Origin of the sequence: Vibrio sp. ZF57 (genome assembly GCF_001691235.1) — a bacterium.
GTDB classification, from domain to species: domain Bacteria; phylum Pseudomonadota; class Gammaproteobacteria; order Enterobacterales; family Vibrionaceae; genus Vibrio; species Vibrio crassostreae_C.
The window spans coordinates 115888-138261 of sequence record NZ_MAKD01000137.1; the positions used below are offsets into that span (position 1 = coordinate 115888).

Annotated in this window: 15 protein-coding genes; 10 read left to right on the forward strand and 5 right to left on the reverse strand. The window is 44.5% G+C overall.

From position 1 onward, the window contains the following. From bcsA to A6D97_RS20435, 5 genes are all read left to right on the forward strand, one after another. Entirely contained in the window at nucleotides 1–2634 is a 2634-nt protein-coding gene (bcsA, locus tag A6D97_RS20415) for a UDP-forming cellulose synthase catalytic subunit (protein WP_065585145.1), read from the forward strand. Beyond that, on the forward strand, nucleotides 2624–4918 hold the full coding sequence (bcsB, locus tag A6D97_RS20420) for a cellulose biosynthesis cyclic di-GMP-binding regulatory protein BcsB (protein WP_065585146.1): 2295 nt from the start codon (nucleotides 2624–2626) through the stop codon (nucleotides 4916–4918). The genes bcsA and bcsB overlap by 11 nt, the downstream gene beginning before the upstream one ends. Then, entirely contained in the window at nucleotides 4915–6024 is a 1110-nt protein-coding gene (bcsZ, locus tag A6D97_RS20425) for a cellulose synthase complex periplasmic endoglucanase BcsZ (protein ID WP_065585147.1), read from the forward strand. Before bcsB ends, bcsZ begins: the two co-directional genes overlap by 4 nt. Beyond that, the gene (locus A6D97_RS20430; RefSeq protein ID WP_065585148.1) at nucleotides 6015–9788 is read left to right on the forward strand and encodes a cellulose synthase subunit BcsC-related outer membrane protein; all 3774 of its coding nucleotides are present in this window, start codon (nucleotides 6015–6017) and stop codon (nucleotides 9786–9788) included. Before bcsZ ends, A6D97_RS20430 begins: the two co-directional genes overlap by 10 nt. Nucleotides 9789–10101: 313 nt before the next feature. Continuing rightward, nucleotides 10102–11355, forward strand: coding sequence for a D-amino acid dehydrogenase (locus tag A6D97_RS20435; protein WP_065585149.1), 1254 nt, complete (start codon nucleotides 10102–10104; stop codon nucleotides 11353–11355). A gap of 75 nt (nucleotides 11356–11430) precedes the next feature. On the opposite strand, the gene A6D97_RS20440 is transcribed toward A6D97_RS20435, so the two are convergent. From A6D97_RS20440 to A6D97_RS20455, 4 genes are all read right to left on the reverse strand, one after another. Beyond that, complete coding sequence (locus tag A6D97_RS20440) at nucleotides 11431–12168, reverse strand: dienelactone hydrolase family protein (protein ID WP_065585150.1); 738 nt, start codon at nucleotides 12166–12168, stop codon at nucleotides 11431–11433. A 222-nt stretch (nucleotides 12169–12390) separates the two neighbouring features. Beyond that, on the reverse strand, nucleotides 12391–13326 hold the full coding sequence (locus A6D97_RS20445; protein WP_065585151.1) for a 1-aminocyclopropane-1-carboxylate deaminase/D-cysteine desulfhydrase: 936 nt from the start codon (nucleotides 13324–13326) through the stop codon (nucleotides 12391–12393). Between the two features lie 161 nt (nucleotides 13327–13487). Then, the gene (locus tag A6D97_RS20450) at nucleotides 13488–14786 is read right to left on the reverse strand and encodes a HAMP domain-containing sensor histidine kinase (protein ID WP_065585152.1); all 1299 of its coding nucleotides are present in this window, start codon (nucleotides 14784–14786) and stop codon (nucleotides 13488–13490) included. Further along, entirely contained in the window at nucleotides 14783–15460 is a 678-nt protein-coding gene (locus A6D97_RS20455; protein WP_065585153.1) for a response regulator transcription factor, read from the reverse strand. The genes A6D97_RS20450 and A6D97_RS20455 overlap by 4 nt, the downstream gene beginning before the upstream one ends. 125 nt (nucleotides 15461–15585) lie before the next feature. Between A6D97_RS20455 and A6D97_RS20460 the strand changes: the two genes are divergently transcribed. The 3 genes from A6D97_RS20460 to A6D97_RS20470 are packed head-to-tail and all read left to right on the forward strand — an operon-like array spanning nucleotide 15586 to nucleotide 18540. After that, on the forward strand, nucleotides 15586–16605 hold the full coding sequence (locus A6D97_RS20460; RefSeq protein ID WP_050634924.1) for a glycosyltransferase family 2 protein: 1020 nt from the start codon (nucleotides 15586–15588) through the stop codon (nucleotides 16603–16605). Further along, on the forward strand, nucleotides 16602–18089 hold the full coding sequence (locus tag A6D97_RS20465; protein ID WP_065585154.1) for a glycosyltransferase family 39 protein: 1488 nt from the start codon (nucleotides 16602–16604) through the stop codon (nucleotides 18087–18089). The genes A6D97_RS20460 and A6D97_RS20465 overlap by 4 nt, the downstream gene beginning before the upstream one ends. Further along, complete coding sequence (locus A6D97_RS20470) at nucleotides 18076–18540, forward strand: GtrA family protein (protein ID WP_065585155.1); 465 nt, start codon at nucleotides 18076–18078, stop codon at nucleotides 18538–18540. Before A6D97_RS20465 ends, A6D97_RS20470 begins: the two co-directional genes overlap by 14 nt. An 85-nt stretch (nucleotides 18541–18625) precedes the next feature. Here the strand turns inward: A6D97_RS20470 and A6D97_RS20475 are convergent, their stop codons facing one another. Continuing rightward, nucleotides 18626–21016, reverse strand: a complete 2391-nt coding sequence (locus A6D97_RS20475) for a YgiQ family radical SAM protein (RefSeq protein WP_081325381.1) — start codon at nucleotides 21014–21016, stop codon at nucleotides 18626–18628. Between the two features lie 237 nt (nucleotides 21017–21253). Here A6D97_RS20475 and A6D97_RS20480 point away from each other — a divergent pair, with 237 nt between their 5' ends. Continuing rightward, the gene (locus A6D97_RS20480) at nucleotides 21254–21934 is read left to right on the forward strand and encodes a hypothetical protein (RefSeq protein WP_029235143.1); all 681 of its coding nucleotides are present in this window, start codon (nucleotides 21254–21256) and stop codon (nucleotides 21932–21934) included. A 115-nt stretch (nucleotides 21935–22049) separates the two neighbouring features. Then, nucleotides 22050–22250, forward strand: coding sequence for a DUF4250 domain-containing protein (locus tag A6D97_RS20485; RefSeq protein ID WP_010437991.1), 201 nt, complete (start codon nucleotides 22050–22052; stop codon nucleotides 22248–22250). The last annotated feature ends 124 nt before the right edge of the window (nucleotides 22251–22374 follow it).

Here is a 22374-nt window from a genome sequence, read left to right on the forward strand (position 1 = left end):
ATGCGTAGCCTGAATTTGATTTTCCAGCGTTGGATAATAGACCAATTTAAATCCCAGAAGGTTGCCTATGAGCAATTCTGGAATTGCAGTGGTACAAGGGCTGGCGAGTTTATTTTGTCGGTTTGGTTTTCTTTGAGTTTTGTCTTTTTGAAACCAGTTATTGCGGGTATACCTACATGGAAGCTGCCTTTACATTTGTACCCTCATATCAACTTTGCTGCTCCGAGATTAGTTGATCCTGTTAGGTTTATGATTCAAACGCTGTGGCTTGTTTTTTTTAAGCAGACCCCTTGTGTTCTTGTGTCTAAGAAAGTGACTAAAGCTTTTAGTCAAGTCTCGGCTTGGCTTAAGAAAGTCTTTTATATACCGCTGGATCAAATATCTAAATTGGTTGTTTGGCTAGAGAAAACAGCGGATCAAACCAATGGCTCAGAAATTCGCGAGCGAATGAAAGAAAGTAAATTAGCGATGTTTTTAAACTACACGCTGCTTTTCTTTGTCGTTTTTATCGCGTTGCTCTGTTTTACCGTCCCTTTCGGTTATCAGGCTCAAACTGTATTTATATTGTTGCTCTGGGCTTTGGCCATGATGGTTCGCCGTATGCCAGGGCGCTTCCCAACCATGTTGCTCATTATTCTTTCTGTTACGGCCTCGTGTCGTTACTTGTGGTGGCGTTATTCGTCCACTCTAAATTGGGATGACCCGATAGCTTTGATTCTTGGCGGCATTTTGTTGTTGGCTGAAACTTATTCTTGGATCGTACTATTATTAGGCTACTTTCAGAATATTTGGCCTTTAAGTCGAAAGCCCGTTTCTATGCCCAAAGACCATTCAAGTTGGCCAACTATCGATTTGATGATTCCAACTTATAACGAAGACCTGGACGTTGTTAAAGCAACCGTTTATGCGTCGCTTGGCGTTGACTGGCCAAAAGATAAATTAAACATCCATATTCTTGATGATGGCAAGCGTGACAGCTTTCGAGACTTTGCTAAGAGTGTTGGAGTTAACTATATCCGTCGTCCTACTAATGAACATGCCAAAGCTGGCAACATCAATTATGCATTAGAGCGCACTAGTGGTGAGTATGTCGCAATCTTCGATTGTGACCATATTCCGACGCGTGCTTTCTTTCAGTTGACGATGGGAATGTTCCTTAAAGACCCTAAGCTTGCGTTGATACAAACACCTCACCATTTCTTTTCTCCTGACCCATTTGAGCGTAACTTGTCGAACTTCCGAAATGTGCCGAATGAAGGGAACTTGTTTTATGGTTTGATTCAAGATGGCAACGACCTATGGGACGCTACTTTTTTCTGTGGTTCTTGTGCTGTTTTAAGGCGTGAACCGTTAGAAGAGGTTGGAGGTATTGCGGTTGAGACGGTGACAGAAGATGCGCACACCTCTCTTAGAATGCACCGTCTTGGCTATCGCTCAGCGTATTTAAAGCAGCCCATTTCGGCGGGCTTGGCAACTGAAACCTTATCTGCACACGTTGGTCAACGCATCCGTTGGGCTCGAGGTATGGCTCAGATATTCCGTGTAGATAATCCCCTTAAAGGAAAAGGGCTCAAGCTGTCACAACGACTCTGCTATCTAAACGCGATGATGCATTTCTTGTCCGGTATCCCAAGGATAGTGTTTCTAATTGCACCTCTGGCCTTTTTGATTCTGCATTCATATGTAATTTACGCTCCGGCGCTAGCTATTATTCTCTATGTGTTACCACATATGGTGCATGCCAGCATGACTAACTCGCGAATGCAGGGCGACCATCGTTATTCTTTTTGGGGGGAGGTCTACGAGACAGTTCTAGCTTGGTATATCGCAAGACCAACTACTGTTGCATTGTTTGCTCCCCATAAAGGTACTTTTAACGTAACGGCTAAAGGCGGCTTAGTCGAAAAGTCTCACTACGATTGGGTAATCTCTAGGCCTTATCTCGTCCTCGTTGCACTGAATATTCTAGGGGCTGGCGTGGGTTTCTACCGTTTAGGTTGGGGGCCGAATGATGAGGTCGGTACGGTCATTGTGAATCTTGTTTGGACTTTATATAACCTCTTGATCTTGGGTGCTGCGGTTGCCGTAGCGGTTGAGGCAAAACAAGTTCGTAAAGATCACCGAGTAGAAGTCTCGATGCCGGTTGCTGTGAAGCTTAATACCGGACACCTAATTCAAGCGGAAATGAAAGACTTTTCTCTAGGTGGGATTAGAGTCGAGATTGATGGTGTTGAGGACAAAACCTGCGAGCATTTGCTTGGCCAGTGTTTAGAAGTCGTACTCAAACGTGGTGGACAAGAGTTCGTTTTCCCAATGACCGTTGCCTATGCTTCTAAAGGTATCTTTGGTCTTCAGTTGGAGCAATTGTCTCACCAGCAACAAATTCAATATGTCCAATGTACATTCGCTCGGGCTGATACATGGGCGAAATGGCAACAAGGGTATCAGTCAGATAAGCCGCTATCGAGTATGCGAGCCGTACTTCAGGTAGGGTTTAACGGCTATAAACGTTTATTGAAGCACAGCCCTAAATTTATAATGGATGGTGTGGATATATTTTTAAAGTGTTTCGAATTTATTTGGTCACTAAGACCACGCTATGTCCCAATCAGGACCCCAAGTCATGCTAAATAATAAAACAATAACAGCGTTAGCTGCACTCTCCATCGCGTGTTTGTCGGGCAACGTTGCCGCACAAAGTATTAAACAATATCAGTCAGAAATGTCTGCTGAGGCGTTACAGGTAGATAATAAAAATGCCGCAGTAGTTAAACGCGTCATTCCATTTAGTCAACTTGGCTATACAGGCTCGATTGCGATTCAAGGAAGTGAGGCAAGTGCCTACGTCGGGTTCGGCTCTCGACTTGATGAAGTCGTTTCAAAGGCGACTTTGTACTTTGATATCACACCATCCCCAGCACTTCTCTCATTGGTTTCACACGTAAAAGTGTATTTGAACAATGAACTGATGGGTGTGACTTCTATCGTTGAAGGGCAGCAAGGGCAAAAGTTGAGTTTGTCTATGCCATTAGATACACGTTATTTCAGCAATTATAACCAAATACGCTTTGAGTTGATTGGCAATACAAAAACAGATTGTGCAAATCCAAATGATTCGAGTATTTGGGCTGAGATAAGTCAAAGTAGTCGAATTGAAATGTTTGTTCAGAAAACTTTGATCAAGAGTGATTTGAGCTTATTACCAGCACCGTTTTTTGATGTTCGTGATTTCAGTCAATTAGATTTACCTGTGGTTATTGGCGATCAATACAACCTTGATGATATCAAAGCAGCTGGTGTACTCAGCTCGTATTTTGGTGCATTAGCGAGTTGGCGAGGAGCACAATTCCCTTTGAGTCTGGATACCTTGCCAAACCGTAATGCAGTCGTGTTTATCACTAATGATAATAAACCTGATTTCTTGCGGGACTTTCCCGACACCGACGGCCCTTACTTACAAGTTATTACTCATCCGACGAATCCTTACGTGAAACTTCTTTTAGTCGTTGGACGTGATAGTGATGACCTGAATACAGCAGTTCAAGGCTTGGCGTTAGGCAACCAAATATTGACTGGACCAATCGCGAAGATTAATGAAGTTAAACAGATAAAATCACGAGTGCCTTATGATTCGCCTAATTGGGTAAGTACCGACCGTCCCGTGGCTCTATCTGAGCTCGTGGAGCAAAAAAGTGCGCTCCAAGTTGAAGGGCGTACACCTCCGCCGATTAGTGTCAGCCTGCGTTTGCCGCCGGACCTATTCACTTGGCAGAGTCGTGGTATACCGATGGACTTAAATTATCGCTATTCTCCACCAACCGACGATCACTCAGGATCTCGTTTGACGCTAAGTATTAATGATCAGTTTATTCAGGCATTCAACTTAACGACAGAAGGACAAGGTGGTGACTCTAACCGTGTTCGAGTTCCCTTGCTGGATGACAGTTTTTTGAGTTCGGATGACCGAGTAAGAATTCCAGCATTTAAAGTGGGTAGTAAGAACCAAATCGACTTTGAATTTGGCTTTGCTTCTGTGACGGATGGACAATGCCAAGTTACTCAACCTAGTAAGCAGTACGCAGTCGTTGATGGTGATTCAACTATCGATTTTAGTGGCTTCCCTCACTACATCGAGATGCCTAATATGCGTGCATTTGCGACATCTGGCTTCCCTTACACAAGGATGGCTGATTTGTCCGAAACTGCGGTAATTCTACCGAAGCATGCGCCGATAGAAGCACTGCAAACTTTTCTCAATGTTATGGGATCATTAGGCAGCGACTCTGGTTATCCGGGTGTTCAGGTAATGGTGACCGATCAATGGGATAGTGAATCTTTGGCAGACAAAGACATATTAAGTATTGGCGTTGCTAGCGAGCTTCAAGAGGCTGGCTATGACCCAGAGCAACTTAATCTTGTTATTGAAGCCGGACAGCGTCAAATTCGATTACCAAGTAAAAATGAGCAACAGCTTGGGATGAACTGGATGAACCCTTCCAATGCTAAACAAGACGCAACAGATTATGTTTCAGTTGAGGCTAATGGATCATTTGCAGCGATTTATGGAATGGAGTCTCCATTTACAAGTAATCGTAGTTTGGTATCGATCATGGCAGCGCACCCATCTGATTTTGCGTCAATAGATAGTGCTTTAAGTGATTCCGGTAAAGTACAACATATGTTTGGCTCCTTAATTACGCTCAGGAATGATGAAGTCGCGAGTTACAATGTCGGTGCTCACTACTATGTTGGTGAGTTGCCTGTTTGGCAGTTAATTTGGTATCACTTTTCTAGTCACCCGGTTCTTATTGCCTGCTTTGCCGCGTTGATGATGGTTATTGTAACTATAGTGCTGTGGAGAGTATTGCGTCAGGTCGCAGCCAAGCGTCTAGAGAAAACTGAGGGGGATGAACAATGAAAAAGTTAATCTTATTGCTATCGCTATTGATATCTCCTCAACTTATGGCTGCTACGTGTGAGTGGGCTCAATGGAGCAATTTTAAATCGACATATATTGATAGTGGTCGAGTAATTGATGGTAGTGATGAGCGTTTAATTACCACATCTGAAGGTCAGTCTTATGCTCTATTTTTTGCGTTGGTTGCTAATGACCAAGAAGCGTTTGAGCAAGTATTGAACTGGACTCAAACAAATTTAGCGGGTGGCGACTTAACTGCAAGGCTACCCGCTTGGCTGTGGGGAAAGAGAGTCGATGGTCAATTTGGCATACTCGATGCAAACCCTGCATCAGATTCTGACTTGTGGATTGCTTATGCGTTGGGTGAGGCGGGGCGCTTGTGGGATAACTATTACTATCAATCTTTAGGGCATTTATTGGCAGCTCGTATATTGAGAGAAGAGTCGGTTCAACTTGCTGATGTTGGCACTATTTTACTACCAGCGCCTAAGGGATTTGATCTCGGTGATGATGGCTATCGTTTGAACCCTAGCTATGTTCCTTTACAGCTGATTGGCCGTATGCAGGAACTCTACCCACAATACTCGTGGGATTCGATGTACCAATCAAGTGCTTTAATGCTTGATCAAACATTGGCGAAAGGTTTTAGCCCTGACTGGGTGACTTTAAACGGAAAACAATTTACCGAAGATAAAGTCACGGGCTCTGTTGGGAGTTATAACGCAATTCGCACTTATTTGTGGGCGGGTATGCTCAATGAACAGAATCAACATAAAGCACAACTCGTTAATAGAATGCAGCCATTTGCTTCAGCGGTTAAACGATTGGGAGCACCACCACGTGAGGTTGATACAGTAACTGGCAAGTATTCTCAAAAAGGAAGCGCAGGGTTTTCAGCCGCCGCATTACCATTACTTGCTTCGATGGATAATTCAGAACTACTTGAAGCACAGGCTACTCGGGCTAAAAATGAAGTAGTGACTGGTAAAAACAACCATTACTATGACAATGTCTTGAGCTTGTTTGGTCTTGGTTGGCACAATGAGCGTTTTAGATTTGGCGAACATGGAGAGTTGCAACCAGCGTGGAGTAAGCAATGTCAGTAAGAGTAGGTTCTTATTGGCTAGTACCCCTTGCTATTGTGGTGAGTGGTCTTTTTTCTGTCGGTACGGCTAAGGCGATAGGCGTGAATTCAGCGCCTTTATCCAAGGCTCAGCTCGATCTTGTTTATCAACCTGTGCAACTTGTTCAGTTTTCTTCTTCACTTGCTAGAGTTGATTCTGTGGAATGGCTAGTCAACCAACTAAAGCTTGCTGATGCTATCGGTCGCGACGATATTGTAGAAAGTACTCTACAGAGGTTGTTTGCTATTGAAAGAGCCAACCTATCAGGGCTTTATTATCAAGCAACGATGTTCTTGAAGCGTAAGCAGCCGGAACTGGCTGAGCAAAGTTATCAGCGCTTAAAAGATATCGCCCCAGATTCCTCACAAGCAAGCTCTTTGTCTTCAATAATGGCCATTCAAGGTGAAAAAAGAGGCGATTATCAGCGAGCTAAGTTATTGGCTAAATCTGGCCGCTACACAGAAGCTATTAAAGCTTACCAAATCATTTTCCCTAACGGTATGCCTTCAGCTGCTCTTGAACTTGAATACCTGCAACTGCAAGCCAACTTAGATGGTAACTGGCGTCAAGTGAAGATTGGACTTGAACGTCTGAATGCTGACTACCCAGGAGTTCCTCAATTTCAGCTTGCATTGGCCAATCATATACGCAAAGACAATCCGGGTGATCGTTGGATTTTGGATACTTATCGACAACTAGCGTTGGCACCTGTTGTGGGAACGAGAGCGGCTACTTCTTGGTTAAGAGCCTTAGAACAACTGCCCATATCAAAATCAGTGACCGAGCAATACGCAATTCTGGCGAGTTACTATCCTTCAGATTTAGAGATTCAAAAAGCAAATCAAACGGCGAAGGAACGATGGAAACTAGAACAGGAATTACGTAAAGATCCCACTTACCTTGCAAAGCTGAAGGGATTAGAACTCCTCGAATTAGGCAAAACAAATCAAGCTGAAGCTCAGTTGCGCTATGCGCTCACTACTCGTCCTAAAGATCCAGAGATTTTAGGGGGGATGGGTAAGGTTTACCTGCGCAAGGGACAACAAGAAAAAGCACTAGAGTATTTTAAGCAAGCTCAACAATTGGACAAAAATCCAGATACCTCATCCAAATGGGCTACGCTGGTTGAAACATCTCAGTATTGGGCATATTTAGATCAAGGTGATCTCCAGTTAGCAAAAGGCGAAAGGGGCAAAGCGGAACGCTTATACCGAAAGGCGATAGCTCTCGATAACACACAACCGTATGCATTCGTTGCTTTAGGGGCTCTTTACCTTGAGGAAGAAAAATATTCGTCGGCAGATCAAACATACTCAAAGGCTCTAACTCTCGATAAGTTGAATGGGTCCGCATTGCGAGGGCGACTTGACGTTAAGATAAATCAGGGAGACTTGTCTGGAGCTAGAGAAGTAGCAAACCGCTACTCATCAACTCAGCAGCAAGTTGTTGAAGATAAGATTAGTAGTATCGATTCTGAGATCATTCTTATTCGCTTGAGAAACGCAATTGCTAACAATGATGATAAAGCTATGGTTGAGTCAGTCGAAGCGCTTATCCAATTAAACCCAAGCTCCCCTTGGCTTAGATTGGACATCGCTGGCGTTGTTCGTTCTATGGGAGATCAGCCTCGTGCGGATCAGTTGATGGAGGATTGGGCAAAAGAGGGCTCTGATCCTGAAATGAAGTTCGCTTATGCGCTTTATCTTGCACAGAGCTTTAGAGTTGATCGGGCTATAGCAGAACTGGAAAGTGTTCCAGAGCAACAAGTAACCAGTTCAATGCAGAGAACTCTTACTCGGTTAAAGCTAGACTCTAAGCTCCAAGGTCTTGACACGCGTTACCAAGAATCACCTAAAGCAGTCTCGGATCTGTTGAAGGGTTTAGAGATACAGTATCAAGGTCAGGTTCAAGCCTTGTCTCGCATTGCAGGTGCTTGGATAGATGTTGGTGAAGTACCAGAAGCTAAGAGAATCTACCGTAGCATCGAACCTTCTTCATTTATTTCTACCGATGAGCAACTTGCGTATGGTGGGCTGATGGTAAGTTTAACTAAATTTGAAGATTTTGATGCTTGGTTTGACGAACTAACCCCTAGTTTTGAAGCTCAAGATTTTAGTGCGTCAGAGTTTTTGCAGTTTGATGAACTAAGAACACGCCGTATTTTGGCTGAGGCTGACTTAATGCTAGAAAATGAAAGCTTAGATCGGTCTTTAGATCTTTACAGTAGGGTCTTGTCAGAATCTGAACCTTACAAAATCCAAGCTCAAATTGGAATGTTACGTGTCAGCGCATTAAATGGAGATACAGAGGTCTATAACCAATATCATCCCATCTTAAAGCAAAAGGCTGACTTCTTAACGGCATCACAATTGATGACCACGGCGAGTATATTTAATCAGCAAGGACACGTAGATGACGCGAATCAGCTCAACGCATTACTCGATAGCAAGGCAGATGCGGGTGTGCTCGAATACCGAGATGGTATGGCAATTGCGATGGAAAATGAACAGTGGCAATTAGCTGAAGAGAGAGCCTATCAAGCACTGAACAGTGACCGAATTGAGAAAGCAGAACGACAAAGCCCTGCAGAAACGACGACTCCTACGTTGCGAGAGTTGTACAATAATAGTGATGATTATTGGTTAACACGTAATGTGAAATCGGATCTAGATACATTACATGACCGTAGTGATGGTCACATTATTATTGGTTGGGATTACAGCGCCCGTGATGGTCAAAACCAATCGAATCAAGTTCCTATTGAAGCTAGATTGCCAATTGAAGAGTGGGACGGTCATTTGTTACTTAGAGCAGACTATGTATCAATAGATTCAGGTAACCTCGAATATTATGACAAATCAACGAATCAAGAAGTTACTTCGTTCCAAGATAGTGCATCGGGTATGGCTTTGGGGGTTGGTTGGCAAGCTAAAAACTGGAGTGCTGATATTGGTACAACACCAGTAGGTTTTGACCACACGACTTGGGTTGGGGGTGTTAGTGTTGATGGTGATCTAGGGCAGTTTGGTTGGACGGCAGTTGCCTCTCGTCGTCCAGAAACAAGTAGTACACTCTCTTACGCGGGAATGTCAGTTCCTTCCGGTACTCCCGATATAGAAGGAACTAAGTGGGGTGGAGTTGTAAGAACGGGAGTTAAGTTTAATACCAGTTGGGATATAGGGGGGCCTTATGGGTTTTGGAGTAGCCTTCAATATCACACGCTAACGGGTGAAAATGTCGAGGATAACAATCGACTTGGTGTTTTTGGTGGTGCTTATTACAAGTTGATTTCTAACGATCACGAGCGTTTGAGTATTGGAACAAACCTGATTTATCTTGGGTATGATAAAAACCTAGGTGAGTACTCGCTTGGTCATGGCGGCTATTACAGCCCGCAAAGTTATCTGTCGGTTTCGTTACCCGTCAATTACTACGGTCGATACGACAACACTTGGTCATATTTATTAAGTGGCTCTATTTCCAATTCATGGACGCAAGAAGACGCACCTTATCTGAGCCCAAATGGTACGTCTGAATCGGGTGGGGGTTTTGGTTCATCTTTTCAAGCGGCTGTTGAAAAACGCGTGAGTAAGCGTTGGTATTTAGGTGCATTACTGGATTTTCAGCGCTCAGAGTTTTACACACCAAACCATTTTATGCTCTACGCCAAATACACATTCAATGATCGTTGGCAGCCTATTGAATTCCCTCCTGCGCAACCGATTTTGTATAGCGATTTTTATTAGAAATTAATACTAAATAAACCTAAAGCGACTCAAGTGAGTCGCTTTTTTACATTGGCTTGATACTAATTACTCGTAGTACGCTTTGAGCTTAACTTAATTAAGAAGATAGTTCGTTTTTAAAGTCTTTTAAGCCTTCTTGTATCACACTTCCAAACTGACGAATTCGTTTTTAAGTCGAATTGATGTTTTGTCAATGCCACCTCTATTGTTAAGTCAACACATGCGGAATAAGTTACAAGTTATTAACGAAACGAGTTTTAGACTGACAGCTGTGTTCGACAGATTTGGCTTTGTCAGGCATTAGGGGAAGAGAATGGAAGTTATTGTAATTGGCAGTGGTGTTATTGGATTGACCAGCGCATGGTACTTGGCAAAAGAAGGTCACTCGGTCACGGTTATTGATCGTCAAGATAGCAGTGGCAAAGAAACCAGTTTTGCGAATGCTGGGCAAATCTCTTACGGTTATTCTTCACCATGGGCGGCGCCTGGTATTCCATTGAAAGCGATGAAATGGTTAACCCAAGAGCATGCCCCTTTAAAAGTTAAGCCTTCACTTTCTCCTGAATTGGTTTCTTGGGCGACTAAGATGCTCGCCAACTGCAATGAAGCCAAATACGCACAAAACAAATCGCGCATGTTGCGAGTCGCTAACTACAGCCGAGAGTGTCTCACTCATCTAAGAACCAGTGAACAACTGGCTTATGAGGGCCGGCAGAAAGGCACCTTGCAAGTATTCAGAAGCGAAAAACAATTGGACGCTATTCAGCAGGATATGAAGCTATTAACAGAGAGTGGAATCGAACACTCGCTGTTTGATGTTGAACAGTGTCTGTCAGTGGAGTCTGGTTTAGCAGACGTTAAAGACAAGCTGGTGGGCGGCCTGTATTTACCACACGATGAAACCGGTGATTGTCATCAGTTCTGTTTAACCTTGACCGAAAAAGCCAAGCAACTCGGCGTTCAGTTCGTGTTTAATACCGAAGTGGTTAGGCTCAATCATCAGAATCAAACCATTGAGAGTATTACAACGACTCAAGGCGAGTTCAAAGCGGATGCTTACGTGGTCGCTTCAGGAAGCTATTCTCGAGAACTGTTGAAGCAAGTCGATTTGTCGATCCCGGTTTATCCAGTGAAAGGCTATTCGCTAACACTGCCGATCGTGAATGCAGATAAGTCACCAACCTCGACTGTGATGGATGAAACTTACAAGGTAGCGATGACGCGATTTGATGATCGTATTCGCATTGCAGGGACGGCAGAACTTGCGGGGTTTAATTACCTTATCCCTGAAAAACGCAAAGCCACGATTGATATGGTGATTAAAGATCTTTTCCCACAAGCGGGTGACTTTTCTAAGGCTGAATACTGGACTGGGTTAAGACCAATGACGCCGGATGGTACGCCTATTATCGGTAAGACGCCTATCAAGAACCTATTTACAAATACTGGACATGGGACATTAGGTTGGACAATGGCATGTGGCTCAGGAAAGATCTTGGCAAGCGTGGTCAGTGGCTCAGCTAGTGATATTAAAACTGATGACTTAAGTATCCACCGCTATTTGTAGCGAGATGATGCAGTGATAATTAAACAACCCCATTCTTAAGTTTTCGAATGGGGTTGTGGGTTCTGAGGGAGAAGATTATCTGGTCGTGGTTTCTAGCACATGGGTAAATCTATCCCAAGATTTTTGGTCAGCTTCTTGTTGATAGTTGTTTGAGCCGAATACGGTAAAGGCATGCGGCGCACCACTATAAGTGATCATCTCATGCGGAACTTTGGTGGATTCAAGTTGAGCGGCGAGGCTTCCAAAGTCGTGCATTGAAATCATGGCATCAGCCGTGCCGTGGAAAACGACTACGGGAGCTTTAGTCTGCGAGTAGTCTTGACCTTTTGGTGTTGATAAACCGCCATGGAAGGTGACATAAGCCTTCGAAGGAATGCCCGCACGAGCGGCTTCCAATACAGCGGCTCCGCCGAAACAGTATCCCATCATTACGTTGTTATCTAAGTTGCCGCCAAGTCTTTTCGCTTCCATGGCACCAGCGTTGAGCAACGTACGCATTTTTTCTCTGTCTTTATACAGTTCGCCTGTGTGTTGCTTTTTATCTTTCACTTCGGTCGGGCGAATGCCTTTACCAAATAGGTCGATGGCGAACACGTTGTAACCGAGTTCGTTGAGCATCTCAGAACGTTTCTTTTCGTAATCGGTTAAGCCATCCCAATCGTGTATTAGCAGTACTAAAGGTGCTTGGTCACTGGCCTCACTCCAATAACCTTCGTAATCCATCCCATCGACTTGGTAAGTGACGTTTTCTCCTGATATCGCAGAGAAGGGCAGTAAAACTGAAAACAGGCCGAGTGTAGTGAGTTTTCGCATGCGTAATTCCTTTCGATGACAATTGACGTTCCAATCGAAAGTATAGATAACGCGATGATTCTCGCCAGATTTCTGTCTCTAACTTGAAATGTCTGGCAGGGATAGCAGGTGGCTATTACTGATAAACAGCCATCGAAAGGGAGTGCGATGGCTGTTCATGATGCGCTGAGAAATTCTCAGTTCGCAGAAATGCGGGGCATTAGAGTAGAAAAGAACGGATTACTACCAAGTAGCGTTATCAGCGGTGTGACTACTTCGAAGTTCTGGGTACTTACGTTGATAGCGCGGCAACATCGACTCATTACCTAAGATACCACCTTGATGGATATAGATGACAGTTTTGGTTGGGTTATCTTCTTGCCATTGTTCTAAGCATTGCCACATCAATGGGTCGTAGAGCAGGTCGAATTCAATATCAGTTTGTTCTTGTAGAGCCAACCAAGTTTGATAGTCCTGCTGGTACAACTTACCAAAGTGGTGTTTGGCTTTAAGCGGTAATATCTGCGGGTGATCGGTTTCGCCAAGCTCGTTGAACTGTTGCGTTAGGTAATCACTGCCGCCAACACATGCACAGGTTAATACCGGGATGTTGTGTAGTTTTAAATGCTTATGTAGATACAGAGCCGTGCTGCCTGTGCCTGCTGGCAGTGCCACCACGAAATCGTGTTTGCTTTCGAAACGCGTCCAGCTGAGTATTTCCATTGCCAGTTGCTTCACTCCGTATTCAGAAAGCTGAGAGCGTCCACCTTCAGGCAATACAATGCACTGAGAATCTGGCTGTCTTATTTGCTCAATATACTCCTGCGGATGAAGCTCAGAGCCCGTCTCTTTGACTGAAATAACCTTAGCGCCCAAGTCTACAGCGCCACGGTAATTGCCGATTGGACGTTCTTGTAGCCATTTAGGCAGGTGGTCAACGTAAAACTCAAGCGTCCAGCCTTTAATTTTTGCAAGTGCAGCGAGCGAGAATAGAGAGTTAGCTTGCGCAGAACCGTAGCTTATTAGAGTGGTGATGTTTGGGTGATCGTCTTCCAGTAGCTTCATGAACTTTCGCGCTTTATTGCCGCAAAAGTGAGAGTGGAGCTGATCGTCACGCTTCAAGAAAAAGGTGTGGTCGTTGTATTGATGTTGAGTTACAGGGCTATTATTTAGTTTCATCGCACTTAGACAAAACGCTGACTAAGAAGCCAGCATTTTTAGTTCAAATAGGACTAACAAGTATCTAGTAGCCTGCAAGTGCTGTAAACCAACTAAATCAAGTTTTCCTAGGATATTGAGTACAGCTCTAAGAGTTTATTTGGTGCTGATCTAGTTGATGTTTATGTTTTTGTAGATGTTTGTTTAGATGAGGTTGAATCTGTCTGAAAGGCGATTCTGGCAGTGCACCCTCCAGAGTTGCGATTGACCAACTCAAAGCCCCAATGGAAGCGTTGGCACAAGTCGTCGACAATCAATAAACCTAATCCATGACCATTCGGATTGTATTGTTCCTGAAGGCCTTCACCTTGGTCTTCAATCACAATACTCTCGTGGGACAGAGTGACCGTGACAGTGCCACTATTGGTCGCTGCAATGGCATTCCTCAATAAGTTGCCGACCAACATATTCATGATCGCGCTGGTGGCTTGAATGGTCGGCTCTGATTGAATGTGTAGGGATATCTCGACTTGCTTCTCATCCGCCTGTAATGAATTCTTGGAAACGATAGCTTCTAACTCTTGCTGACTAAACAAGCGCAGCGGTGCATCGTCACTGTTTCTTTCATAACGAACTAAACCGAGCAGGGCATCGACCATTTCTGACATCTGGATAATGGCTTCATCAATGCGCTCAACCTGACGAGATTGAAATTCCGTTGTTTCGCTTCTTAATAGCAATTTATTGGCACCACGAGCAACAGTCAACGGAGTTCTTAGTTCATGACTTGAGTAGCGTGCGAAAGCTTGCTCGCGTTTTACTAGAGAATTGATTTCTCTTCTGTATTGATTGAGTTGATCCGTCAACTGACGAAACTCCACCGCCGCATCGTCATTCACTCCAAATTCTTCGTTTAGATTGAGCTTATTGGATTCAAGCTGTTCAGACAGGGAGTTGAAGGGCTCAATCAGCCGTTTAGACAACCGATAGAGCAGAGCTCCGAAGCTGAATATTAGAATAGAGAGAAGGGCTAATACAAATGTGGTGGCATAAACGAGCTCAAAGACACTAAGCTCGACACGGTCTATTTCAGAAAGCAGAACAATAGGGTGAGTTCTACCTTCATGAGTATACTCGCCTACATAGACCATGCGAGATTCTGGATCTTCACCGACCTCACCAATGAAATTTTCTTTGCCTTCAATATACTTTAAATACTTTTTCGGTAGATAGGAAAGATCGTTGTAAGCGATAGTCAGGTCATCAATACGAAGCTCTCCACTTTCACCTGACTGGAATAACCCGACTGCATAGTTGCGGTCAATTAGGATGCGTCTTTCACCGACGCGATCTTCTGACATGTAGAGTGCGGCAACAAAGACTAAATAGACAAAGGCCGATACAATCACGGCCATTAACCCAAAGAAAACCGCTAAGCGGCCGGTTAGGGTTTTGGTGCTCGTGAGAACATTTAAAATCAATTCGATGACTCCAGACGGAATCCAACTTTAGGGACGGTAATCAACATCTGAGTATCAAACGGCTTGTCGAGTTGGTTACGTAATTGATAGATGTGACTGCGCAACACGTCATTGTTGGGTTCGTCTTCTTCCCAGAGTTTGTAGGAAATATCTTCGCGAGTAACCACTTCTGGTGCTTTTTGGCACAACATCTCAAGGATGGTGTAAGTGGTTGGGTTGAGTGCGAGTAACTTATCTTGACGGTACGCTTTACGCGTTTTTTGGTCGATGGTGAGTTCATCAAACTGCAATTTAGAAGAAGCCACTTTTCCTCGGTAACGACGAACAAGCGCTTTCATTCTGGCTTCCAAAATATCCAAATCAAAAGGTTTGGTTAGATAGTCATCGGCACCATGCTCAAACCCTTTTAACATATCATCGCGGCTATCTAACGCAGTCAACATCAAAATAGGTGTCGCGTTGCCTTGGTCTCGCAGTTTATTACAAACCGTGAGGCCGTCCATTCTTGGCAACATCAGATCCAATATGATGATATCAAATGAGTTTTCCAACGCGAGTTGCAGACCGAGTTCGCCGTTGTCCGCATAATCGAGTTCCATGCCAATACACTCAAAATAATCAAACAAGACACCTGCGATTTCACGGTTATCTTCGACTAATAGAACTCGTTTCATTTTGATTCTCATACAGAAATAGACGGTAACATTATCCTGAGTGAGCGTGAAAAATATGTCAATAACATAACTTTCACTTATGAGGGGGTAGATTGGATTCAGATTAAAAAATAGAAGAACGTATTATGTCTGAACTTCATATTAGCCGACCTAAAGTCTCCACATCACGGATCAATCCCGCCGTTTCACTATCGATCATTGTGCCGTTTTACGATGAACAAGAGGTGTTAGAAGAGTTTCATTCTCGCTTAACCAAGGTACTGGATAGCTTACCCATCACCAGTGAAATTGTTTATGTCGATGATGGCAGCAAAGACAACAGCTTGGATTTGGTGAGTTCATTCACTTCAATCAATAGCTCAATTTCTGTGATCGGTTTAAGCCGTAACTTTGGTAAAGAATCAGCGATGAGTGCTGGCCTCGAACACTGCCGAGGACAAGCTGTGATCTTGCTCGATGCCGATCTACAAGACCCACCCGAGCTGATTCCTCAAATGATTGCCAAATGGCGCGAAGGTTATGACGTCGTCAATATGCAGCGTAGCCAACGTGATGGTGAAACGTGGTTTAAGAAGTTTTCAGCAGCAAGCTTTTACAAAGTCATGAACGTGGCAGCGAAGATCGATGTTCCAGAAAATGTCGGTGATTTCCGACTGTTAAGCCGAGAGGTTGTCGACCATATCAACCAACTGCCTGAACGTAACCGTTACATGAAAGGCATCTTTTCATGGCCAGGTTTTAGACAAGCAACGATTCAGTTTAAGCGCGATGCTCGCTTCTGTGGCGAGACGAAATGGAACTACCTGAAACTCATCGGATTGGCGATGGATGGCATCACATCATTTTCTATCCGCCCACTGCGTATTGCGACGGCCGTTGGTGGATTAGTGGCGCTTACCGCTTTTGTGTATGGCGTCTTCATCGTGTTCAAAACCATGATGTTTGGTGAGCCTATTACTGGCTACCCATCCATGATGGTGGTTCAACTTGCCCTTGGCGGCATTCAACTTCTGAGTATTGGTTTAATGGGGGAATACATAGGTCGTATTTTCATTGAAACCAAGAACCGCCCTTTGTATCTGATTCAATCGGTGGTCGATACCCCAGCATTAAAAACACATTTTAAATTAGAGGAGTCAGCATGAGCCTGAACCGAACGCACCTATGGTATTTGTTGGCTTTTGCATTGGTTCTAAGGCTCTTATCTCTGGCGACATACCCTTTAATGGATACTACGGAAGCGCGCTATGGAGAAATGGCTCGCTTGATGGTAGAAACCGGCAATTGGTTAACCCCTCAATTTGATTACGGCATCCCTTTCTGGGGTAAACCACCGTTGTTCACATGGATGAGTGCGGCTGGGATTGAGCTGTTTGGTTTGAGTGAGTTTGCTGTGCGTGCACCACACTGGCTAGCAGGTTTTGCGACGATTCTGTTGGTTGCGTACATGGCTAAGCGCACCGGACAAAGTGCCTTGGTGGCGGCCGTGGTATTGGCGACATGTGGGATTTTCTCTATCGCGGCGGGTGCTGTTATGACTGACATGGCATTAACGTTAGCGATGACCATAGCCATGTTAGGTTTCTACCTATGTTGGTTAGGAGGAGAGGGTTCGAAGGGAGAAGGGAGCGCGAAGACTAATCGGTCTTGGGGCTATGTCGGTTTCATTGGCTTAGCACTAGGCTTGCTGGCAAAAGGGCCGGTAGCGATTGTGATTATGGGTATCGCTACCGGCCCTTGGTTAGTATTGCAACATGGATTTTTTGGCGCTTTTAAAGTGTTATGGCAACGCTTTCCACTGTTGTCAGGCTTAGGCGTGATGCTAGCGATTGCTTTGCCGTGGTACATCATGGCTGAAATGGCAACACCGGGTTTTATTGATTACTTTATTGTTGGCGAGCACTTTAAGCGTTTTGTTGTGAGTGGTTGGGAGGGCGATTTATACGGTTCTGCCCATGACCAAGCAAGAGGCATGATTTGGATTTTCTGGATTCAAGCGGCTGCGCCGTGGTCGATTGTGTTGCCTATTTTGACTTTCGCCCGTCGTAAGAAAATCGCAGAAGTTAACGCTGAACATAGTGGGTTGTTTTCATTCCTTGTGTGTTGGTTGGTCTCTCCTCTAATTCTTTTCACTATGGCGGGTAATATTCTTCCAGCTTACGTCCTACCGGGTATTCCAGCCCTTGGCTTGCTGGTGGCAACGCTTGTGGTAGAAAAAGATAAGAAGTGGTTCTCGAGTGTGGCTTTGGTGCTACCTGTGCTGTTAATGATTGCGATGGTCTACCTCAACCTAGGCAAAGCGAACGAGAAAAGTGACCGTATTATCTTCGAGCAGATCACGGATGAAGCGCCGAGCTTTTACATCGGTAAACGACCGTTCTCTGGGCAATTTTACAGTCATGGACAAGCGAAAAAGCTACTTGATGTTAAGCAGTTAGATGGTATCGACAAGTTCTATCTGATTGGTAAAAGAGCGGAAGTAGAAACCAAGATTAAAGACAACGCGTTGACCTGTATTTTAGAACCGACGGTGAAGATCAAGCGCGCTCTATTTAGTTGTCATAGCCAAAATATCAAACCAAATATATCGTTGAGCCATATTCGAAGTGATGGCGATGTTCAATTTTAACTCGTCATCGAGACTGTTTAGCCACAAGTTCGACGCGCTAAACAAAAAACTACAACCTCACCATAAGATGATTAAATTCGCTATGGTGGGGGCGGGTGGCTTTGTTGTCGATTGTGCCGTGTTTGCATTGCTGCATTACGTTATTGGGCTGCCGTTAATGAGTGCTCGAATTGGCTCTTTCATCGTAGCTGCAACGACAACTTGGTTTGGAAATCGAGTGTTGACCTTTGAGCTCAAAGGGCAGGGGAGTTGGTCCGAAAAGCTGATTCAGTGGCAAAAGTTCATGCTGTCAGCATCGATATCGGCGATACCTAATTTGCTGTGCTTTAAGTTGATGACTGAATTGCTGCCTGCATTTACTGGGGCAGTGTTTATCGCAATGGCGGTTGGCATCTTGGTGGGCATGGTCAGTAACTATTTGCTTAGTCAGTATTGGGTGTTTGCTCGTTAGGCTATCTTGTAACAGACACAAAAAAGCGCAGCTAAATAGCTGCGCTTTGTGTTTTTACGATAGCGAAGTCAATCGGTTCGCGATATTAGCGTTGTGCTGCGCGCTGGCGGTTCTTGCCGTTACTTGCAGGTTTGCCACCTTGACCATTGCCCGCTTTGTTACGGTTTGGTTTGCCATTTCCGCCGCCATTACCTTGTGATTGCTGACCACCAGGACCTTTCTTAATGAAGCCAGTCGCTGGTTTACGAGCATTGCCATTACCGCCACCTTGGTTAGCATTACCTTGGCTACCGTTGCCGTTACCATTCGGCTTCTTGCCACCCGGTTTCTTACCAGAGTGGTTACGTGGGCTTTCGCCACCAAGACCTGGCTGAGATTTACTGTGCTTAGTCGCAAAGCGTTGTGAACCGTGACGACCAGACTTACGACGTTGTGCCGGTGTTTGTGCATCAAAGTCTTCTGCTGGTACTAGGCAGTTTGCTTTGTCACCAATTAGGTGCTGTTTACCCATGCTGATCAGTGCTTCACGGATGATTTTCCAGTTTTCAGGATCGTGGTAACGAAGCAGTGCTTTATGCAGACGACGTTGACGATCACCTTTCGGCACAGGAACATCTTCACGCTTCTTATATTTCACGCGTTTCAGAGGGTTAGTCTCTGAGTAGTACATCGACGTTGCATTACACATTGGCGATGGGTAGAAGTTCTGTACTTGGTCACACTCGTAGTTGTGCTTTTTCAGCCACATTGCAAGGTTAAGCATGTCTTCATCTTCTGTGCCCGGGTGAGCAGAGATAAAGTAAGGAATTAAGTACTGTTTCTTACCAGCTTCAGCGCTGTACTTCTCGAACATCTCTTTGAAACGATCGTAAGTGCCCATGCCCGGCTTCATCATCAGATCCAGTGGGCCTTTTTCAGTATGCTCTGGAGCAATCTTCAAGTAACCACCAACGTGGTGAGTCACAAGCTCACGAACGTATTCTGGAGATTCAATCGCTAAGTCGTAACGTACACCAGAAGCGATCATGATCTTCTTAACACCCGGTACTTTTCTCGCAGAGCGGTACAGGTCGATAGTGTGTTGATGGTCTGTGTTTAGCTTTTCACAGATTTTCGGGAACACACATGATGGACGACGACAGTTAATTTCAGCTTTTGGATCTGAACAACCTAAACGGTACATGTTCGCCGTTGGGCCGCCCAAGTCAGAAATAGTACCTGTGAAGCCCGGTACTTTATCTTTAATGTCTTCGATCTCATCCAAGATAGATTCTTTCGAACGGTTCTGAATGATGCGACCTTCGTGCTCTGTGATTGAACAGAAAGAACAACCACCAAAACAACCACGCATGATGTTAACCGAGGTTTTTATCATGTCGTATGCTGGGATTTTCGCTTTGCCGTACATCGGGTGCGGAACACGCTTGTACGCAAGGCCAAACACGTAGTCCATCTCTTCTGTGGTCAATGGAATAGGCGCTTGGTTAATCCAAAGCTCGCGATCACCGTGACGTTGAATCAGAGCACGACCTGAGTACGGGTTTGTCTCAAGGTGCAGAATACGACTAGCGTGAGCGTAAAGAATACGGTCATTGTTTAGCTTTTCGTAACCTGGGATACGAACCGCTGTAGTTTTTGCATCGTGACGAGAAGGGCGAATAGTAATAGGTTGCGCTTTTACTTCTTCTTTTTCGTCTTTCTTGGTATCACACTGAGTTTCAACTTCGTACGGGTTAACCGGAACATACGCTTTGTTCGGCTTTTCGATACGAGAAGAGTCAATGATCTTGAAGCCTTCAGGGGCCGCAGGAAGATTGATAGCAGTACCGCGGATATTGGTCAGCGTAGACATGTCTTCACCATCGGCAATGCGGTGTGCTACTTCAACCAATGCACGCTCAGCGTTACCAAAAAGAAGAATGTCAGCTTTTGCATCAAACAATACAGAGCGGCGAACTTTATCTGACCAGTAGTCGTAGTGAGCTACACGACGTAAGCTCGCTTCAATACCACCAAGCACGATTGGCGTGCCTTTGTAAGCTTCACGACAACGTTGAGAATAAACCAGAGTTGCACGATCAGGACGCTTGCCACCTTCATTGTTCGGAGTATAAGCATCATCGTGACGTAATTTGCGATCAGAGGTGTAGCGGTTGATCATGGAGTCCATGTTACCCGCTGTGATGCCGAAGAATAGGTTAGGTTTACCTAGCTTCATGAAGGCATCTTTATTGTCCCACTTTGGTTGAGCAATAATGCCCACGCGGAAACCTTGAGCTTCAAGCAGACGGCCGATGATAGCCATACCAAAGCTCGGGTGATCGACATAAGCGTCACCAGTTACAATAATAATGTCACAGCTATCCCATCCAAGAGCATCCATCTCCTTTCTACTGGTAGGCAAAAATGGTGCAGTTCCGTAGCACTCGGCCCAGTATTTTTTGTGTTCGTGAATAGGAGTGATATCGCTGTACATATTTCAACCTCTGATTTTTGAGGCGGGAATTATAGCGGCATGAGCCTAGACTAGCCAGTAGAACATGCCCCTGTTAGTTCTGGTGTCTTTCGTCTTTTTACGGTAAATGGCGATAAAAGAGCCATACAACAGCATAGTTGAAGCCTTGAATAACGTCGCTAATTTGTGATTTTGATTAGTGTTCGCAGCAGTTTTTGATATTATTCGCGAAAATAAGTCTGAAGAAGTAGATCCACAATGGTCGAAACGTTATTAGTACAATTTGCTCCGATGCTTTTAGGAACCCAACTGATCTTAACCCTCATCTTGGTGAAAGGGGATATTTGTCCGGGGCAGCGTGGTCGGATCCACAAGATGTTACCTGCGATTGGCGTGCTGTGGCTTGCCGTCGCTTCAGTAAAAATTGAAGCCTTTCTGGTCGTGTTCGCGATCTTTTATTTCTATTCTCAAGTTCAAACCAAGAAGACTCGCGATTCTGGTCCTATCTGGGTGATGTACTTGGCCTGTGGTTTAGCGTTGTCATATGTTGCTATACAAGCGACTGAGCAAGCAACCGCTGTTGGTATCATTACTACTTTGCTGCTAGTGGTACTGTTAGGAGCAGCGTTTGGCCATCTACTACTGACGATTGCAAGGACACGGTTGCAGGCATTTCATCGAGTGCTTCCTGTTGTGGGCGTGCTAACCGGTATGTTGGTAGTACTGGCGACCGTCGTGAGTGTTTACTCTTTGTCTGAAGCTCAATTAGAACCTGTGATTTCCACTTTGCTATTTAGTTTTGCTTTGTTGATCTCCTCAATCGTGGTGTGGTGTTGGCATTTACTGTTCGCAAGAACGCCTGAAAAGCTTCAACTGAGTATTTCGTTGTTGATGTTATTGGTGGCCGTTGTGGGTTTAACGCCAGTTTGGGCGCTTTAATCACGCACTTTCATTAATTACGTATTCTTGTTAAGAAGTGTGATCTGTTTTTTAGCGTGACGTTGGTAAGCGTTCTAAACTTAACTCTAGTCAGTGTGTTCGTAAGGAGTACGAGATGGATTTAAGCAACGTCAAAGGTTTCGATAGCATTATTTTGCTAGGAATCGTTAATGAAAAACTTCGCCTAGAATGCGATAGCTTTGAAGAGCTGATCAGCATGTATGAAATGGATACAGAAAGTGTTGTGGGCAAGCTCGATATGCTTGGCTATCAATACGATCCATTGACTAACCAGTTTAAGTCTTACTCGAGATAAGCTAAAGATTAGCGCATCTTTTATCGAAAATGACATGCATCGCGTGTTGTGGGTGTTGAGAGAAAAAAAGTCACAGATTATCTGTGACTTTTTTGTTTCTGACGAATCGATCGAGCTTAACTTA

Bases quoted from the DNA above. Each gene is read 5' to 3' on its own strand.
- bcsA (WP_065585145.1), top strand. From the start codon at position 1: ATGCGTAGCCTGAATTTGATTTTCCAGCGTTGGATAATAGACCAATTT.
- bcsB (WP_065585146.1), top strand. From the start codon at position 2,624: ATGCTAAATAATAAAACAATAACAGCGTTAGCTGCACTCTCCATCGCG.
- bcsZ (WP_065585147.1), top strand. From the start codon at position 4,915: ATGAAAAAGTTAATCTTATTGCTATCGCTATTGATATCTCCTCAACTT.
- A6D97_RS20430 (WP_065585148.1), top strand. From the start codon at position 6,015: ATGTCAGTAAGAGTAGGTTCTTATTGGCTAGTACCCCTTGCTATTGTG.
- A6D97_RS20435 (WP_065585149.1), top strand. From the start codon at position 10,102: ATGGAAGTTATTGTAATTGGCAGTGGTGTTATTGGATTGACCAGCGCA.
- A6D97_RS20440 (WP_065585150.1), bottom strand. From the start codon at position 12,168: ATGCGAAAACTCACTACACTCGGCCTGTTTTCAGTTTTACTGCCCTTC.
- A6D97_RS20445 (WP_065585151.1), bottom strand. From the start codon at position 13,326: ATGAAACTAAATAATAGCCCTGTAACTCAACATCAATACAACGACCAC.
- A6D97_RS20455 (WP_065585153.1), bottom strand. From the start codon at position 15,460: ATGAAACGAGTTCTATTAGTCGAAGATAACCGTGAAATCGCAGGTGTC.
- A6D97_RS20460 (WP_050634924.1), top strand. From the start codon at position 15,586: ATGTCTGAACTTCATATTAGCCGACCTAAAGTCTCCACATCACGGATC.
- A6D97_RS20465 (WP_065585154.1), top strand. From the start codon at position 16,602: ATGAGCCTGAACCGAACGCACCTATGGTATTTGTTGGCTTTTGCATTG.
- A6D97_RS20470 (WP_065585155.1), top strand. From the start codon at position 18,076: ATGTTCAATTTTAACTCGTCATCGAGACTGTTTAGCCACAAGTTCGAC.
- A6D97_RS20475 (WP_081325381.1), bottom strand. From the start codon at position 21,016: ATGTACAGCGATATCACTCCTATTCACGAACACAAAAAATACTGGGCC.
- A6D97_RS20480 (WP_029235143.1), top strand. From the start codon at position 21,254: ATGGTCGAAACGTTATTAGTACAATTTGCTCCGATGCTTTTAGGAACC.
- A6D97_RS20485 (WP_010437991.1), top strand. From the start codon at position 22,050: ATGGATTTAAGCAACGTCAAAGGTTTCGATAGCATTATTTTGCTAGGA.